This window comes from Neorhizobium sp. SHOUNA12A (assembly GCF_023006505.1).
Classification (GTDB): Bacteria; Pseudomonadota; Alphaproteobacteria; order Rhizobiales; family Rhizobiaceae; genus Neorhizobium.
In genome coordinates this window covers 34,916-50,134 of record NZ_JALBGV010000028.1, presented here as the reverse complement: position 1 = coordinate 50,134, position 15,219 = coordinate 34,916, and the positions used below count along the sequence as shown (strand labels likewise).

The following is a 15,219-nucleotide window of genomic DNA, read 5'->3' as shown; positions in this document are numbered from 1 at the left end:
GATTATCGATGCCCGATCTGCTTCTCGAACTCCGCTCGGAGGAAATTCCCGCCCGCATGCAGCGCAAGGCGGCGGGGGACCTGAAAAAGCTCGTCACCGACGCGCTGGTGGAAGCGGGGCTGACCTATGAGGGTGCGCGCGAGTACTGGACGCCACGCCGCCTGACGCTGGATATCCGCGGCCTGACCGCCCGCTCGGCAGATCAGCGCGAGGAGCGCAAGGGTCCGCGCACCGATGCGCCGGAAGGTGCCATCGCCGGCTTTTTGCGCGGTGCGGGTCTTTCGTCGATTTCCGAGGCCCAGGTCGTCAACGACTCGAAGAAGGGCGATTTCTACGCCGCCGTCATCTCCAAGCCCGGCCGCCCGGCGGAAGACATCATCGCCGAGGTGATGCCCGGCATCATCCGCAATTTCCCCTGGCCGAAATCGATGCGCTGGGGCGCCGCTTCCATGCCGAAGGGCGCCCGTTTCGCCGGCATTGACGGCAAGGGTCCGGAAAGCCTGCGCTGGGTGCGCCCGCTGCAGTCGATCGTCTGCGTCTTCGGCCCGGAACATGACGAAACCCAGGTCATCCCCTTCGAGATCGACGGCCTGACCGCCGGCAACATTACCTACGGCCATCGTTTCCACGCGCCTGACGCCATCACCGTGCGCCGTTTCGACGACTACGTGACGAGCCTCGAAAAGGCAAAGGTCATGCTCGATGCCGACCGCCGCAAGGACGTCATCCTGCACGATGCCCGCGATCTCGCCTTCGCCAACGGCCTCGATCTGGTCGAGGACGAGGGCCTTCTGGAGGAAGTCTCCGGCCTCGTCGAATGGCCGCATGTGCTGATGGGCGAGTTCGAAGAGGATTATCTCGAAATCCCGGCCGAAATCATCCGCCTGACCATCAAGACCAACCAGAAATGTTTCGTCACCCGCCCGCAGGCCGGCGGGGAGGGGCTTTCCAACCGTTTCATCCTGATCTCGAACATCGAGGCGAAGGACGGCGGCAAGGAGATCATGCACGGCAACGGCAAGGTCGTGCGCGCCCGCCTCTCCGACGCCAAGCATTTCTGGACCCGTGACCAGGGCGACATGCCCGATCTCGACACGCTGGAGGAGTCGGCGAAGAAATTCGACCTGGACCTCAAGAAGCCGCTCGACCAACGCATGGCAAAGCTCGACGCGCTGAACGTGACCTTCCACGCCAAGCTCGGCACGCAGGGCGAACGCGTGGAACGTATCCGAGCTTTGGCGAAGAAACTGGCGGAGGTCACCGGTGCCGATCCGACACTCGTCGATCGTGCCGCAGTGCTGGCGAAGGCCGATCTGCGCACCGAAGCCGTTGGCGAATTTCCCGAACTGCAGGGCCTGATGGGCCGCAAATATGCGATGCTTCAGGGTGAGGACGCCTCGGTTGCTGCCGCCATCGAAGACCACTGGAAGCCGAATGGCCCTTCAGATCGTCTGCCGGAGGACAAGGTCGGGTTGACAGTCGCACTGGCTGATAAGCTTGATACATTGGTTGGTTTCTGGGCGATTGACGAAAAGCCGACTGGCTCTAAGGACCCCTTCGCGCTGCGGCGTGCGGCACTCGGAGCGGTGCGCATCCTATTGGAGCGGAAGGTCAGGCTGCCGCTAATTTCGCAGTTAGTTCATCCCACTCGTTTCGCTTGGATACATGCGAATATCGCTGAACAGCGCCGATTGAATGAAGGCGCTGCAAAAAACAATAGGCAGGCAACTGTTCAGTTTCAGCAGTTGGCAGCACAGGCTACGGAGATCGGTAATAGGCTTCGCTTCCAAGCTGCTATTCAGCCAGATGAGGCGAGGCAAATATCCGACCTCCTCTCCTTCTTCCACGACCGCCTCAAAGTCTATCTCCGCGATCAAGGTGCCCGCCACGACCTGATCGACGCCGTCCTCACGCCGTCCTCCGACGACCTCCTGCTGGTCGCTCGCCGCGTCGAGGCGCTGACGGCCTTCATCACCTCGGAAGACGGCAAGAACTTGCTCGCCGGCACCAAGCGCGCCGTGCAACTGCTCGCGGCCGAGGAGAAGAAGGGCACTGTCGTTGCCGATGGTGTTTCGGAAGAACTGCTGAGGCTCGATGCCGAAAAGGCGCTCTGGGCGGCGGTCGTCGTCGCCTCGAAGGAGGCGGCCGAGGCCGTCGCCAAGGAAGATTTCCGCTCGGCCATGGAAGCCCTGTCGAAACTCCGTGTCCCGGTCGACAAATTCTTCGAGGACGTGCTCGTCAACGACGAGGACGCCGCCATCCGCGCCAACCGCCTGGCCCTCCTGAAGGCCATCCGCGAGGCGACCGCGACCGTCGCGGACTTTTCCAAGATCAGCGGCTGAACGTCCGACGCTATTGGACGATGGTGACGCATATGTTACCATCGTCCAATGAAGATCACTGAATATCTTGAGCCAGATGGATCGAGCCCGTTTGGGCGGTGGTTTTCGAAGATCGAGTCCCGCGCGGCCTCGAAGGTGACGATTGCGCTGGCGCGGATCGGACAAGGCAATCTCTCGAACGTGAAGTCGGTCGGCGCCGGAGTGCTGGAATATCGGATCGATTATGGGCCCGGCTACCGGATTTATCTCGGTCGGGACGGCGAGCAACTGGTGATCCTGCTGGTCGGCGGAACCAAAAAGCGCCAGCAAAATGATATCGAGACCGCGCTTGGCTATTGGCAGAACTACAAATCCAGGAAGGGAAGCTGAGATGGCCCTGACACGCGAATTCAAGGAAACGGTAATGGCCCGGCTGGATCAGGATCCGGCGTTTCGCGCCGCGTTGCTTTCGGATGCGGTCGAACTTCTTCTGGAAGGCGATCTCGAAACCGGTAAGAGCGTGCTGCGCGATTTCATCAACGCCACGATCGGTTTCGAGACATTGGCCGAAAAAGTCGATATGCCAGCCAAGAGCCTGATGCGAATGTTCGGGCCAAAAGGCAATCCGCGCGCCGATAATCTGTTCAATGTCATACGGCAATTGCAGGAAAGCTCGGGCATCCACCTGGCAGTGGCCGCCGCCTGATCCGATCTTGCCCAACAAAAAACCGCCGGATCCTTCGACCCGGCGGTTCCTCCGTCCCCATGTATGGGTCCATGTGTGGGATTGGCGTCAGCTGGCGCGGCGCATCTTCTGTGCGACGCGGTTGAGGCTGCCGGCGCCGGCATTGTAGCCGGTGTCCTGATGGGCGTTGATGCGGAAGCTGCTGATCAGGTTCAAGAGTTCGTCGGTATCGGCGGCAAGCGCCTCGGCCGAGGCGGTGGTCTCTTCCGCCATCGCCGCATTGTGCTGGGTCGCCGCGTCGAGCTGGTTCAGCGACGACGAGATCGAGCGCAGCGTGGTGTCCTGTTCGGAGGCCGAATGGGCGATCTTGCCGACGATGTCGCTCGCCGCCTTCACCTGGTTGGAGATTCGCTTCAGCGCTTCGCCAGCCTCGCCGACGAGGCGCACGCCGTTCTGCACCTGGCCGGAAGAGCGCGAGATCTGGTCCTTGATCTCTTTTGCCGCAGCGGCGGAGCGCTGCGCGAGTTCGCGCACTTCCTGGGCGACGACCGCAAAGCCCTTGCCGGATTCCCCGGCGCGGGCCGCTTCCACGCCGGCATTCAAGGCCAGCAGGTTGGTCTGGAAGGCGATGTCGTCGATCACCCCGATGATCTTGGAGATCTCTTCCGACGAATGTTCGATACCGCCCATCGCGTCGATCGCCTGGGCGACGATCTGGTCGGAGCGGTTGGCCTCGGCGCTGACCGAGGTGACCCGCTGGGCGGCTTCATGCGCACCTTCTGCCGTCTGGCGGACGGCGACGGCGAGTTCGTCGAGGGCGGCCGACGTCTCTTCGAGATTGGCGGCCTGGCGTTCGGTGCGCTGCGACAATTCGTTCGAGGCGCGGCGGATTTCCTCCTTGGAACCGCCGATATCGATGCCCTTGGCATTGACCTTGCTCATCGCGGCCTCGAGATGAACGAGCGCCTCGTTGAAGTTGTGGCGCAGCGTTTCGTAGCGGGCGCCGAGATCGGCGCAGCGAACCGTGAGGTCGCCATGGGCGAGCGCTTCGAGCGCTTCGCCGATGGTGGAGACGACCCGGGTCTGCAGCGCTGCTTCCTGCTGCTGCATGTCGAGGTTCTGCTGGCGCTCGCGGTCGAGCTCGGTCTTCTGCTTTTCCTCGCGGGCGGCCATCGCATGGCGTTCGCGGATCTTTTCCTGCAGCGCCTGGGTCGCCTTCGCCATCATCCCCACTTCGTTCGACATGTCCGTGTGCGGGATCGTCGCGGTGACATTTTCGTCGGCGACGGCTTCCAATGCGCCATGCACTGCGGCCAGAGGCCTGGTAATATTGCGGATGACGATCAGGGCGACACCGAGTGCAAGCAGGAAGGCGAGGAAACCGACGCCGACCACTTCCAGGATCGTCTTGTTGATCTTGACGTCGAGGTCGTCGGTGTAGACGCCCGTGCCGACAATGATCTGCCAGGGTTCAAAGGCGCGGGAGTAGGCAGCCTTCTGGAAAACCTGGTCGGCCGGCATGCCTGGCTTTTCCCAATAATAGGTGGTAACGCCGCCGCCGGCACGACCCTTGGCGACCATCTCTTCGCGGAACAGGTTGCCCATCTTGTCCGGCTGACCCTTCTGGTTCACGCCGACCAGCTTGGGATTGTAGTGGAACTGCGTGACCGTGTCGTAGTTCAGGCCGAAGATGTAGCCGGCCGGCTCGTATTTGATCCCTGCTACGGTTGCGTAAGCCAGTTTCTGCGCATCCTCGTGCTTCAGTTCGCCCGATTTTTCCCGGTCGTAATAGGATTGCAGGATGGAAATGCCGGACTCCACCTGGGTGCGCAGCATGTCGTAGCGCTCGGAATAGATCGAGGCGATCGAGGCGCGGATCTGATAGTAGGTGACAGCCGTGAAAGCCACCATAAGCGCTGCCACCATGGCCAATAACTGGTGGGAGATCTTGAGATTCTTCATGTTTCGACTCACTTTCAGGCAGCCGAACTCTCCCGGAGGAGCCGGAGCGGGACGAAGTTTTTGGGGAAGGCGCGTTCTGCACCGGTCACGTGCTACACCGCACTATGACGGGAGAGTGATCCCGAATATTTGAATAAAAATTTAATTATCCGGGCCTTGACAGCCGCAAATGCGAATATTTTGGGCAGGTCGGATTTGATGATGCGCAATTTACGCGCATACCGGGAAAGGCTGTTCTCGGAGCACTTTCTGCTATGTAAATATAATGATATTCTAAACTTAGAGCGTTTCATGTTTTAACGGAAGCATATCCAGCATTGTAGATATAGTTGGCACATTCCTGTGGCTGGATTGTTTGGACGAGTTGTCCGATGTGCCTCCAGGTATCTTCGACGGATCGCTTCTGCGCCAACCGCATCCAATGCTTGATCTTGGCGAAGGTCTGCTCGATCGGGTTCAGATCGGGCGAATAGGGCGGCAGGAACCAGAGCTTTGCGCCGGCAGTCCTGATGATCTGGCGAACCGCTGCCGCTTTGTGGCTGCCGAGGTTATCCATGATGACAATATCGCCCGGCTTGAGAACAGCCAAGAGCTGCTGCTCGACATAGGCGCGGAAGCACTCCCCGTTGATCGGACCGTCGAAGACGCAAGGCGCCGTCAGTCTGTCGCTGCGCAGAGCGCCGAGAAAGGTGAGCGTGCGCCAGTGACCATGCGGTGCAAAGGCGCGCAATCGCTTGCCTTTCGGCCCCCAGCCACGGATCGGCGTCATATTGGTTTTGATCCAGGTCTCATCGATGAAGACGAGCCGTTCAGGATCAAGATGCTGCTGCAAGGATTTCCAGCGCTCGCGCCGACGAGCAATGTCGGCACGGGCTTGTTCAAGCGCGAACAGCGTTTTTTTTGAAGCGCAGTCCTTCGCGCCGGATGAATTCCCAGATGGTATTGTGGGAAACGGCGATGCCACGCAGCGCCAGTTCTTCCTTCAAACCATGGAGTGTCAGATGCGGATTTTGATTGAGCCGCTCGGTGATGAAGGCACGCTGCGGCTCCAGAATGCGCTTGCGATGCCCACCCATCTTGCCGGGCTGAACCGATCCCGTCGCACGGTAGCGCTGCGACCATTTCACCACCGACGAAACAGCAACGCCAAAGCGGGCCGCCACGGTTCGACTGCTTTCGCCCCTCAATACCGCAGCCACAACACGGTTACGCAGATCATTCGATAAAGCTTGCGTCATCAGATGCTGGCCTCCATCCAGCCAGCATCTTGAATCACATCAACGCCGATTTGGGAATCCAACACGATTCACTCAAATGCGGAAACGCTCTAGAAGCGATCGGTGCGCAGTTCGAACGTGTCGAGCGCCAGCGGCTTCGGTGTAAGGGATGCTTCGACGATCCCGACCTCAGCCTTGCCGATGGTCTTCACCGCGCTGGTCAGGGCGTCGGCGTCGATGCCGTCACTTTTGGCTTCTGCGGTCGCGATCTGCGTTTCGGTGGAGCCGTTGGTGGTCGGGTGAAGCTCGGCGATGGCGTTTTCCTCGGCCATCCATTTGGGAAGCTTGCTGACATGGATCACCGGTGAGCCGCCAAGCCAGGCCTCGGTACGCGCCAGCTTCTTTTCCCCGTTGATCTCGATGATCTCCGTCTTCTGGATCCCTGCCGGCAGATCGGGAACCTTGTAGGTTGCCTCGTCCGATTTGGGCGCTACGGCGCTCGGGCAGCTTGTGCAGCTCTTGGTGAGGATGCTGACGCCCGCCTTGTGCGTGTTGTCGATCACCGTGATCGACGACGCGAAAGCCGAACTGCTTGCAAACACCAGAACTGTAGCCAGAACGAGACGCATAACCGGGAATCCTTCTTGAGGTTTCCCATGATTATCGCGGCTTCGTTTCGATCCCGTCTGGATAATCGGTAAATTTTAAATGAAACGACCGTTCCGGCACTCAGTTCTTTTCGCGCGCCACCGCTTGCCAGCCGATATCGCGGCGGCAAAAGCCGTTTTCCCATTCGACCTGGTCCACGAGCCTGTAGGCGCGGGCTTGCGCATCTGCGACGGTCTTGGCGGTCGCCGTAACGTTCAGCACACGGCCGCCGGTTGCGACGAGAGTGCCATCCTTGAGCGCCGTTCCGGCATGAAAGACCTTCTCTCCGGCAGCGCCCTCGGGCAGATGGGCGATCGGTGTATTTTTGTCATAGGCGCCCGGATAACCCTTGGAAGCCATCACCACGGTCAGCGCCACGTCGTCGTTCCATTCAGCGGAAACCTGGTCGAGCGTTCCGATCGCCGCCCCATGGAGCAGGTCGAGCAGGTCGCTCTTCAGCCGCATCATCAGCACCTGGCATTCTGGATCGCCGAAGCGGACATTGTATTCGATCAGTTCCGGGCCCCTGGCCGTGATCATCAACCCGGCGAAGAACACGCCGGTAAACGGATATCCACTTTCCGCCATGCCGCGGATGGTCGGTTCGATGATCTCCTTCATGGTGCGCGCAACCATGTCCGGCGTCATCACCGGGGCAGGCGAATAGGCGCCCATGCCGCCGGTGTTCGGGCCGGTATCGCCGTCGCCGACCCGTTTGTGGTCCTGGGCCGTGGCAAGCGCCAGTGCGGTCTTGCCGTCGGAAAGGCAGAAGAAGCTTGCCTCCTCGCCATCGAGATAGGCTTCGACCACCACTTCCGCACCGGCCGCCCCGAAGGCGCCGTCGAAACAGTCGTCGATCGCCGCAAGCGCCTCTTCCAGCGCCATGGCGACGGTGACGCCCTTGCCGGCGGCAAGCCCGTCTGCCTTGACGACGATCGGCGCGCCCTGTTCGCGCACATAGGCCTTCGCCCCGGCGGCATCGGTGAAGCGGCGATAGGCGCCGGTGGGGATATCATAGCGGGCGCAGAGATCCTTGGTGAAACCCTTCGAGCCTTCGAGCTGAGCTGCGGCAGCAGACGGGCCGAAGGTCGCGATGCCCTTGGCGCGCAGTACGTCGGCGAGCCCGGCAACCAGAGGCGCTTCCGGCCCGATCACGACGAGGTCGATCGCATTGTCGAGGCAGAAGGCCGCCACGCCGGCATGATCGTCGATGTCGAGGGACAAGAGTTCGGCATGCTCGGCGATGCCGGGATTGCCGGGTGCGGCATAGAGTTTGCCGAGTTTCGGAGACCGCGCGAGTTTCCAGGCGAGCGCATGCTCGCGTCCACCCGAACCGATCAAGAGAACCTTCATGTCTCGCCCTCGCCTGCGCTGAAAACCTTGGCCTTGCGCGGCGGTTAAGGGGAGGGGAGGCAAAGGTCAAGGGCCAAGGCTTAGGTGGCCTCCCATCTTCTGTCCGTCATGGCGTTTCGATGGGAGGCCGTCGCGTTCGATAAAGGTCAGAATTCACCGCGCCGGTTTTTCGCGCCGCGGCGGATATCCAGCGTCGTCTGGAAGATCACCTTGTTCCGATAGGCGAGGAAAGGCACCGGTTCGTTCCGAAAGGACGCATCGTCCAGCTTCTGTTCGAGATAGGAAATGGCAGCCTCTAGCTCTTCATTGGCGACCGCCGTGTCAAATGCCAGTGTCCTGGCGGCTTTTTTGGGCATTCGTATCTCCATTCGGCCACATCATGCGGCGGAATGGTTTTAATGGCCTCTTGCCGGAGGTGAGAGTGCGTTGGTTCTTTTCCACAGGGCCTTGGTTAGCGACCGGTCAACCCGTGTTTCGTTTCGGCACGGTTGGTTGAAAGCAAATTGTGGAACCGGCATTCGCCACGTTGCCTTGCCACAAACTTCGACTATGGTCGCGCCTCCCATTTGAACGAGGACGCCCATGGCCGCCGATCTCCGTTTCCTTGCTGCCGCGATTGCCGCGGAAATCAATGCCCGTCCCGAACAGGCTGCCGCCGCGATCGGGCTGATCGACGACGGTGCCACGGTGCCGTTCATCGCCCGCTACCGCAAGGAAGTGACCGGCGGGCTGGACGATACGCAGCTGCGCAACCTGGCAGAACGGCTGGTCTATTTGCGCGAACTCGAAGCGCGCCGCTCGACTATCGTCGACCAGATCAATTCGCAGGGCAAGATGACCGACGAGCTTGCCGCAAAGATCGGCAAGGCGACGACCAAGGCCGAGCTCGAGGACCTTTATCTCCCCTATAAGCCGAAGCGCCGCACCCGCGCCGAGATCGCCCGCGAACGTGGCCTCGGCCCGCTTGCCGAGGCGATCTGGGCCGACCGCGGCGTCGATCCGGCAAAGCTTGCCGAAGCCTATGTCAAGGACGAGGTAACCGATGTGAAGGGTGCGCTCGAAGGCGCTCGCGATATCGTCGCCGAGACGTTCTCCGAAAATGCCGACCTGCTCGGCCGCCTGCGCCAGCATATGCGGGCCGGCGCGACGCTGAAGGCCAGGGTGGTCGACGGCAAGCAGGAGGCCGGCGCAAAATTCTCCGATTATTTCGACCATTCCGAACGCTGGTCGACGGCGCCTGGCCACCGGGCGCTCGCCATGCTGCGCGGCTGGAACGAGGAATTCCTGACCCTGACGATCGAAGTCGACCAGGACGATCCGTCGCCGGTCAAGCCCGCCCAGCGCATCATCGCGCTTGCCTTCGACATCCGGGACCGGGGTGCCGCCGACCGCTGGCTGATGGAAGCGGCCGGCTGGACCTGGCGCGTCAAGCTCTCGGTGTCGCTGTCGCTCGACCTGATGCGCGAACTGCGCGAGCGCGCCGAGGAGGAGGCGATCCACGTCTTCGCCCGCAACCTCAAGGACCTGCTGCTCGCCGCACCCGCCGGTTCGCGCACCACGATGGGCCTCGATCCGGGCATCCGCACCGGCGTCAAGGTGGCAATCGTCGATGCCACCGGCAAGCTGCTGGAAACCACGACCGTCTATCCGTTCCCGCCGAAGAACGACATCCGCGGCACCCAGGCCGAACTCGCCGCGCTCATCCGCAAGCACAATGTCGAGCTGATCGCCATCGGCAACGGCACCGGCAGCCGCGAGACGGAAAAGCTGGTCGCCGACATGCTGTTGAACCTGCCTGGGCAGAAGCCCACCAAAGTCATCGTCTCGGAAGCCGGCGCCTCGGTCTATTCGGCGTCGGAAACGGCCGCTCTTGAGTTCCCCGGCCTCGACGTGTCGCTGCGTGGCGCCGTTTCCATCGCCCGCCGCCTGCAGGATCCGCTGGCGGAACTCGTCAAGATCGAACCGAAATCGATCGGCGTCGGCCAGTACCAGCACGATGTCGACCAGGGGAAACTCTCTCGCTCGCTGGATGCCGTGGTCGAAGATGCAGTGAACGCCGTCGGCGTTGATTTGAACATGGCGTCCGCACCGCTGCTTTCGCGTGTTTCCGGCCTCAGCCGCTCGATTGCCGAGGCGATCGTCGCCCATCGCGACCAGAACGGCGCGTTTTCGAGCCGTAAGGACCTGCTGAAGGTCGCCCGTCTCGGAAACCGTACGTTTGAACAGGCGGCAGGCTTCCTGCGCATTCCGAACGGCAAGGAGCCGCTGGATTCGTCCGCCGTCCATCCGGAAGCCTATGGCGTCGCCAAGAAGATCGTCGCCGCCTGCGGCCGCGACCTGCGCTCGCTGATGGGTGACAGTGCGGCGCTCAAGGCACTCGACCCGAAGCGGTTCATCGACGAAACCTTCGGCCTGCCGACTGTCAAGGACATCATCGCCGAGCTGGAAAAGCCCGGCCGCGACCCGCGCCCGAGCTTCAAGACCGCCACCTTTGCCGAAGGCGTGGACGAGATCACCGACCTGAAGCCGGGCATGATGCTCGAAGGCACGGTCACCAACGTGGCCGCCTTCGGCGCCTTCGTCGATATCGGCGTGCACCAGGACGGCCTTGTCCACGTTTCGCAGTTGGCCGACCGTTTCGTTAAGGATCCGCATGAGGTGGTAAAGGCCGGCGACGTCGTCAAAGTGCGCGTTGTCGAGGTCGATGTGAAGCGCAAGAGAATTGCGCTGACCATGCGCAAGGACGGCGGCGAAGCGGCACCCGCTCCGCGCGGCGACCGCGACGTCCGGCCGGTTAACCCGAAAATGATGAAAACTGAAAAATCTTCATCTCAGGGCGCTTTCGGCGCAGCACTCGCGGAAGCTTTAAAACGCAAGTGATTTTGGCCGGCTTCGGCAGAATTTCAATTATAGGATGCGGGTCGTCAGGCGGGGGTTTGACGGCCTGTTTTTTTATGTCATTTTGATGGCTGCAATGTGCTTGAAAGTCGCAGGGAAACGATTAGATTTTGGATTAGTAAGGCACCCTTAGTATTATTATTGGAGGTGGGTCCGTGGCCTCGTCCCTTCACAATCTTCTCAGCAAAATCATCAAGACAGGAACTTTGATCGTACGCGGCTCGGGAGGTGAGCAACGTTACGGGAGCGGCGGTGGGCGATCCGTTTCGATACGGTTTATCGACGAAGCCGCCGAACGCGAACTGGTGGCGGATCCTCCCTTGAAGCTCGGCGAGCTCTACATGGACGGCCGTCTCGTCATCGATGACGGCGACATCTATGAGTTCCTTGCGCTGATCAAGGACAATACCCTCAGCGAAGGACTGACCTTCGGCATGATCTGGCGCGGCATCGCCCGCGTGCTGGTTTCCCAGTTCCGCAATCGCGTGCCGATCAACCATAACCGGCGCAATGTTGCCCATCATTACGACCTCGACGAAAAGCTGTTCTCGCTCTTCCTCGACGAGGACTGGCAATATTCCTGCGCCTATTTCAACCCGCCGGGCATTTCGCTCGACGAGGCGCAGATCGCCAAGAAGCGCCATATCGTTGCCAAGCTGCTTGCCGAGCCCGGGCAGAAGGCGCTGGAAATCGGTTCCGGCTGGGGTGGCATGGCCATGTATCTGTCGGAATCCTCCGGCGTCGACGTGACCGGCATCACGCTCTCGACCGCGCAGCTCAAGATTTCGAACCAACGCGCCGCCAAGCGCGGTCTTGCCAACAGCGTCCGCTTCGAGCTGCAGGACTATTATTATCTGCCGCCGGATAAGCGCTACGACCGCATCGTTTCCGTCGGCATGTTCGAGCATGTCGGCCGGCTGAACTATCCCAAGTTCTTCGACAAGGTAAACGACGTGCTCGCCGATGACGGCGTCATGGTGCTGCATTCGATCGGCCAGCCCTATCCGGCCCTCATCAACAATCCCTGGATCGAGAAATACATCTTCCCGGGCGGTTATATTCCGGCGCTTTCGGAAGTGATGCCGTCGATCGAGAAGGCGGGCCTGCTCGTCTCCGACATCGAAATCCTGCCGATGCATTATGCCCACACGCTGCGCCACTGGCGCGAGCGGTTCATGGCCAACAAGGAGAAGGCTGCGGCACTTTACGACGAACGGTTCGTGCGGATGTGGGAGTTCTATCTCGCCGGTTCGGAAATGGCCTTCACCCACGAAAGCTTCTTCATCTTCCAGATGCAGATCGTCAAGAAGCGCACCGCCGTTCCGGACAACCGCGACTACATCTACGAGCGCGAGGCGGAACTGAAAGCCTTCGAAGGGAGCCGCATCCCGCTCGACAAGGTAGCGGTGTGATTTTTCGCTTGGTTAACAAGCTGGCAATGCAAATGCGATAATAGAACAGAAATCCCCAGTGGGATCTCTGTTCTGTTTTGCGTTTTCAGGATCCGTTGCCATGTCCTTGCCTGTCCGGGCTGCCTTTTTTCTTTCCATTTTTTCGATTGTTTCCTCGGGGAGCGCCGAGGCTCAGGAAGGCTTCTGGTCCGGCGACTGGTACCTGACGCTCGGCGGCGCCGGTTTCGTGGCGCCGAAATTCGAGGGCGACAACGGCCGCAGCCTGCAGTTCTCGCCGATCATCTCGCTCGGCCGCCAGAACGCCAAACAGGCGCGGTTCTCTTCCCGCAATGACAACATCTCCTTCGCGCTGATCGACCAGGGTTCGATCCGCGCCGGCGTGGCGGCCAAACTGATCATGCCGCGCGACGACGATACCTCCGACGATCTCAAGGGTCTGAAAAAGGTGAAGCTCGGCGGCGAAGTCGGCGGCTTCATCGATATCTACCCGACCGACTGGATCCGCGCCCGCGCCGAAGTCCGCCAGGGCGTCCGCAGCCATGATGGCGTCGTCGCCGATGTCTCGGTCGACGCGTTCACCGATCTTCAGCCGGATCTCCGGCTTTCCGGCGGTCCGCGCGCGACCTGGGCAAGCAACGGCTACAACGACGCCTATTACAAGGTGACGCCGAGCCAGTCAGCGGCATCGGGTCTCTCCGCCTACGATCCGGGCGGCGGCCTGCATTCGGTCGGCGTCGGTGCGGCGCTGACCTGGAAGGCGACCGAGAAACTCGAACTCACCTCGTTTGCCGAATACAAACGGCTGACCGGCGATGTCGCCGACAGCAGTCTCGTGCGCGAACGCGGTTCGAAAAATCAGCTGATGTTCGGCGTTTCGGCAAGCTACAAATTCGGCTTCTCGCTTCCCTAAGTCGTGAGCGTGCTCACGACGGAAGGCGCGGACGCGTCCGCGCCCTAATGCGTGGGCTTTCCGCCTCCGAAGAGCGACAAAGCGCCGGCTTGACCGTGGCGTTCGGCCGGCGCTAGAACCGGCCATGACGAACGCCGACGATTTCAGCGGCCGCGTGGCCGACGCTCCATCCGACAACTGGGTATACCGGGTTCTGCCGCGGCCGGCCTGGCCCTATGCTCAGCTTGCGAGATGGGACCGGCCGATCGGCTGGCAGCTTCTGATGTGGCCGTGTTTCTGGTCGGCGGCGCTGGCGGCGAATGCTGCCAAGGGCGAGGGCGCGTTTTCCCTCGGCCTCCTGCTTTTCCACCTCGTGCTGTTCTTCTTGGGCGCGGTCGCCATGCGCGGCGCGGGCTGCACCTATAACGACCTCGTCGATCACGATATCGACATGGAGGTGGCGCGCACCCGCTCGCGGCCGCTGCCCTCCGGCCGGGTGTCGCGTTTCGAAGCCAAGGTCTTCATTGGCGTGCAGGCGCTGATCGGCCTGCTCGTCCTCATCCAGTTCAACGGTTTCACCATCCTGCTCGGCATCCTGTCCCTGGCGGTGGTGGCGATCTATCCCTTCGCCAAGCGGTTTACCGACTGGCCGCAATTTTTCCTCGGCCTTGCCTTTTCCTGGGGCGCGCTGATGGGCTGGGCCGGTGTGTTCGGCAGCTTATCCGCTGCCGCCCTCTGGCTTTACCTGGCCGCCATCGCCTGGACGATCGGATACGACACGATCTATGCCCATCAGGACAAGGAGGATGACGAGTTGATCGGGGTGCGCTCGACAGCACGCCTCTTTGGCGACAATACCAAACCCTGGCTGATCGGCCTCTACGGCCTGACGCTGATCTTCCTGCTGCTCGCGTTCGCAGCGGCCGGCGTCGGGTTCCTCGCCTATCTCGGGCTTCTCGCCGCAGCCCTGATGTTCGGCTGGCAGGTGCTGATCCTCGATATCGACAATGCCGACCAGTGCCTGAGGCTTTTCAAGTCGAACACCCGCGTCGGCGCGATCCTGTTTGCCGGTCTCGTCCTGTCGCTTGCCCTCTAACGGAAAAAGCCGGACCGCTCAAGGATCGGGCTCCCTCCCATATTATCGCGAGAGGCGGTGGGCAAAGGGACAAGCAAAGCCCTAGCGTCGCGCGATAATTTCCTTGCCTTCGATCTTCATCGTCACGCCCAGGCTGCCGGTGGTGCGGCGGACCAGGAAGCGCGGACGACGCGCCGCGAAATAGGAATGACGGCGGCGCTGCTTGACGCCGTTGGTTCGTACGTCGCCGATATGGTTTTCCAGCGGCCGGGCTATGCCGTCGGCTTCCACCATCAGCATCGGAATGCGATAGGCGTCCGACCAGCTCCGCCAGTCGGCAGCGATGTCGCAGAGGTCGTGGGCGACGAGCAGCGGAATGCAGAGATCCGGATCGTCGTGATGCAGTTCGAGCGTGACCGTCACTTCGCCGTCGCCGTGGTCTATGGCGCGGGCCGCGACCCCTTTGAAGGCGCGGGCGGGCAAGGCGAAGGAGAGCGGCAGGCCGCTTGCGGGGAGGATCTTACGCAGCACTGCGCCGCGTTCGTCGATGGTGATGGAGACATCTCCTGAGGTCTCGCGCAGCGCATAGGTAACCTGCTGCGGGAAACGAGACGGATCGAGCCTGAATGTCGACCCTGCCCAGACGGGCTTCAGAACAGTGTTGGTCATCGATATGCTACCCTTGTTTTACCTGAGAGCCGTTGCCGGTTTCTCTACGGGACTTTTGTCCTCTGATACCCAAAGCATAGGGCGGGCCAT

13 protein-coding genes are annotated in these 15,219 nt (G+C 61.3%); 7 read left to right on the top strand and 6 right to left on the bottom strand.

All coding sequences use genetic code 11. The features are described 5' to 3' along the window. Window positions 1-8: 8 nt before the first annotated feature. The 3 genes from glyS (at window position 9) to MOV63_RS14770 (ending at window position 3,027) form a co-directional block, all read left to right on the top strand. Entirely contained in the window at window positions 9-2,342 is a 2,334-nt protein-coding gene (gene glyS, locus MOV63_RS14780; RefSeq protein ID WP_247034479.1) for a glycine--tRNA ligase subunit beta, read from the top strand. 135 nt (window positions 2,343-2,477) lie between these two features. Next, a complete protein-coding gene (locus MOV63_RS14775; RefSeq protein WP_309500829.1) occupies window positions 2,478-2,711 on the top strand; it encodes a type II toxin-antitoxin system RelE/ParE family toxin in 234 nt (77 codons plus the stop codon). A 1-nt stretch (window position 2,712) separates the two neighbouring features. Then, window positions 2,713-3,027, top strand: a complete 315-nt coding sequence (locus MOV63_RS14770; protein ID WP_038540427.1) for a DNA-binding protein — start codon at window positions 2,713-2,715, stop codon at window positions 3,025-3,027. An 87-nt stretch (window positions 3,028-3,114) separates the two neighbouring features. Here the strand turns inward: MOV63_RS14770 and MOV63_RS14765 are convergent, their stop codons facing one another. The 5 genes from MOV63_RS14765 to MOV63_RS14745 form a co-directional block, all read right to left on the bottom strand. Continuing rightward, window positions 3,115-4,968 (bottom strand): methyl-accepting chemotaxis protein, encoded by a 1,854-nt coding sequence (locus MOV63_RS14765; RefSeq protein WP_247034476.1) that lies wholly within the window; start codon window positions 4,966-4,968, stop codon window positions 3,115-3,117. Window positions 4,969-5,257: 289 nt separating this feature from the next. Next, window positions 5,258-6,206, bottom strand: a protein-coding gene (locus MOV63_RS14760; RefSeq protein WP_247034474.1) for an IS630 family transposase whose coding sequence is annotated in 2 segments (ribosomal slippage) — window positions 5,258-5,869 and window positions 5,871-6,206 — 948 coding nt in all. Because the reading frame shifts where the segments join, the coding sequence is not laid out codon by codon here. 89 nt (window positions 6,207-6,295) lie between these two features. Next, on the bottom strand, window positions 6,296-6,814 hold the full coding sequence (locus MOV63_RS14755) for a plant virulence effector HPE1-like domain-containing protein (protein WP_247034473.1): 519 nt from the start codon (window positions 6,812-6,814) through the stop codon (window positions 6,296-6,298). A gap of 100 nt (window positions 6,815-6,914) precedes the next feature. After that, window positions 6,915-8,186: a phosphoribosylamine--glycine ligase gene (gene purD, locus MOV63_RS14750; protein ID WP_247034472.1), complete on the bottom strand. Its 1,272-nt coding sequence runs from the start codon at window positions 8,184-8,186 to the stop codon at window positions 6,915-6,917. 146 nt (window positions 8,187-8,332) lie between these two features. Next, window positions 8,333-8,542 carry a hypothetical protein gene (locus MOV63_RS14745; RefSeq protein WP_038540434.1) on the bottom strand — a complete coding sequence of 70 codons (210 nt, stop codon included), beginning with the start codon at window positions 8,540-8,542 and terminating at the stop codon, window positions 8,333-8,335. 226 nt (window positions 8,543-8,768) lie between these two features. Between MOV63_RS14745 and MOV63_RS14740 the strand changes: the two genes are divergently transcribed. The 4 genes from MOV63_RS14740 to ubiA all read left to right on the top strand — a co-directional run bounded on the left by MOV63_RS14740 (window position 8,769) and on the right by ubiA (window position 14,481). Then, on the top strand, window positions 8,769-11,066 hold the full coding sequence (locus MOV63_RS14740; protein ID WP_247034471.1) for a Tex family protein: 2,298 nt from the start codon (window positions 8,769-8,771) through the stop codon (window positions 11,064-11,066). Between the two features lie 173 nt (window positions 11,067-11,239). Beyond that, on the top strand, window positions 11,240-12,496 hold the full coding sequence (locus tag MOV63_RS14735) for a cyclopropane-fatty-acyl-phospholipid synthase family protein (protein WP_247034470.1): 1,257 nt from the start codon (window positions 11,240-11,242) through the stop codon (window positions 12,494-12,496). A gap of 100 nt (window positions 12,497-12,596) precedes the next feature. Then, entirely contained in the window at window positions 12,597-13,406 is an 810-nt protein-coding gene (locus tag MOV63_RS14730; RefSeq protein WP_247034469.1) for a MipA/OmpV family protein, read from the top strand. 124 nt (window positions 13,407-13,530) lie between these two features. Continuing rightward, window positions 13,531-14,481, top strand: coding sequence for a 4-hydroxybenzoate octaprenyltransferase (gene ubiA / locus MOV63_RS14725; protein WP_247034468.1), 951 nt, complete (start codon window positions 13,531-13,533; stop codon window positions 14,479-14,481). A gap of 81 nt (window positions 14,482-14,562) precedes the next feature. Here the strand turns inward: ubiA and MOV63_RS14720 are convergent, their stop codons facing one another. Beyond that, window positions 14,563-15,129, bottom strand: coding sequence for a DUF6101 family protein (locus MOV63_RS14720; protein ID WP_038584180.1), 567 nt, complete (start codon window positions 15,127-15,129; stop codon window positions 14,563-14,565). Window positions 15,130-15,219: the final 90 nt, after the last annotated feature.

What these genes read in the sequence shown, in the direction of transcription:
- glyS (WP_247034479.1), top strand. Translation starts at nt 9, where the DNA reads ATGCCCGATCTGCTTCTCGAACTCCGCTCGGAGGAAATTCCCGCCCGC.
- MOV63_RS14770 (WP_038540427.1), top strand. Translation starts at nt 2,713, where the DNA reads ATGGCCCTGACACGCGAATTCAAGGAAACGGTAATGGCCCGGCTGGAT.
- MOV63_RS14765 (WP_247034476.1), bottom strand. Translation starts at nt 4,968, where the DNA reads ATGAAGAATCTCAAGATCTCCCACCAGTTATTGGCCATGGTGGCAGCG.
- MOV63_RS14755 (WP_247034473.1), bottom strand. Translation starts at nt 6,814, where the DNA reads ATGCGTCTCGTTCTGGCTACAGTTCTGGTGTTTGCAAGCAGTTCGGCT.
- purD (WP_247034472.1), bottom strand. Translation starts at nt 8,186, where the DNA reads ATGAAGGTTCTCTTGATCGGTTCGGGTGGACGCGAGCATGCGCTCGCC.
- MOV63_RS14745 (WP_038540434.1), bottom strand. Translation starts at nt 8,542, where the DNA reads ATGCCCAAAAAAGCCGCCAGGACACTGGCATTTGACACGGCGGTCGCC.
- MOV63_RS14740 (WP_247034471.1), top strand. Translation starts at nt 8,769, where the DNA reads ATGGCCGCCGATCTCCGTTTCCTTGCTGCCGCGATTGCCGCGGAAATC.
- MOV63_RS14730 (WP_247034469.1), top strand. Translation starts at nt 12,597, where the DNA reads ATGTCCTTGCCTGTCCGGGCTGCCTTTTTTCTTTCCATTTTTTCGATT.
- ubiA (WP_247034468.1), top strand. Translation starts at nt 13,531, where the DNA reads ATGACGAACGCCGACGATTTCAGCGGCCGCGTGGCCGACGCTCCATCC.
- MOV63_RS14720 (WP_038584180.1), bottom strand. Translation starts at nt 15,129, where the DNA reads ATGACCAACACTGTTCTGAAGCCCGTCTGGGCAGGGTCGACATTCAGG.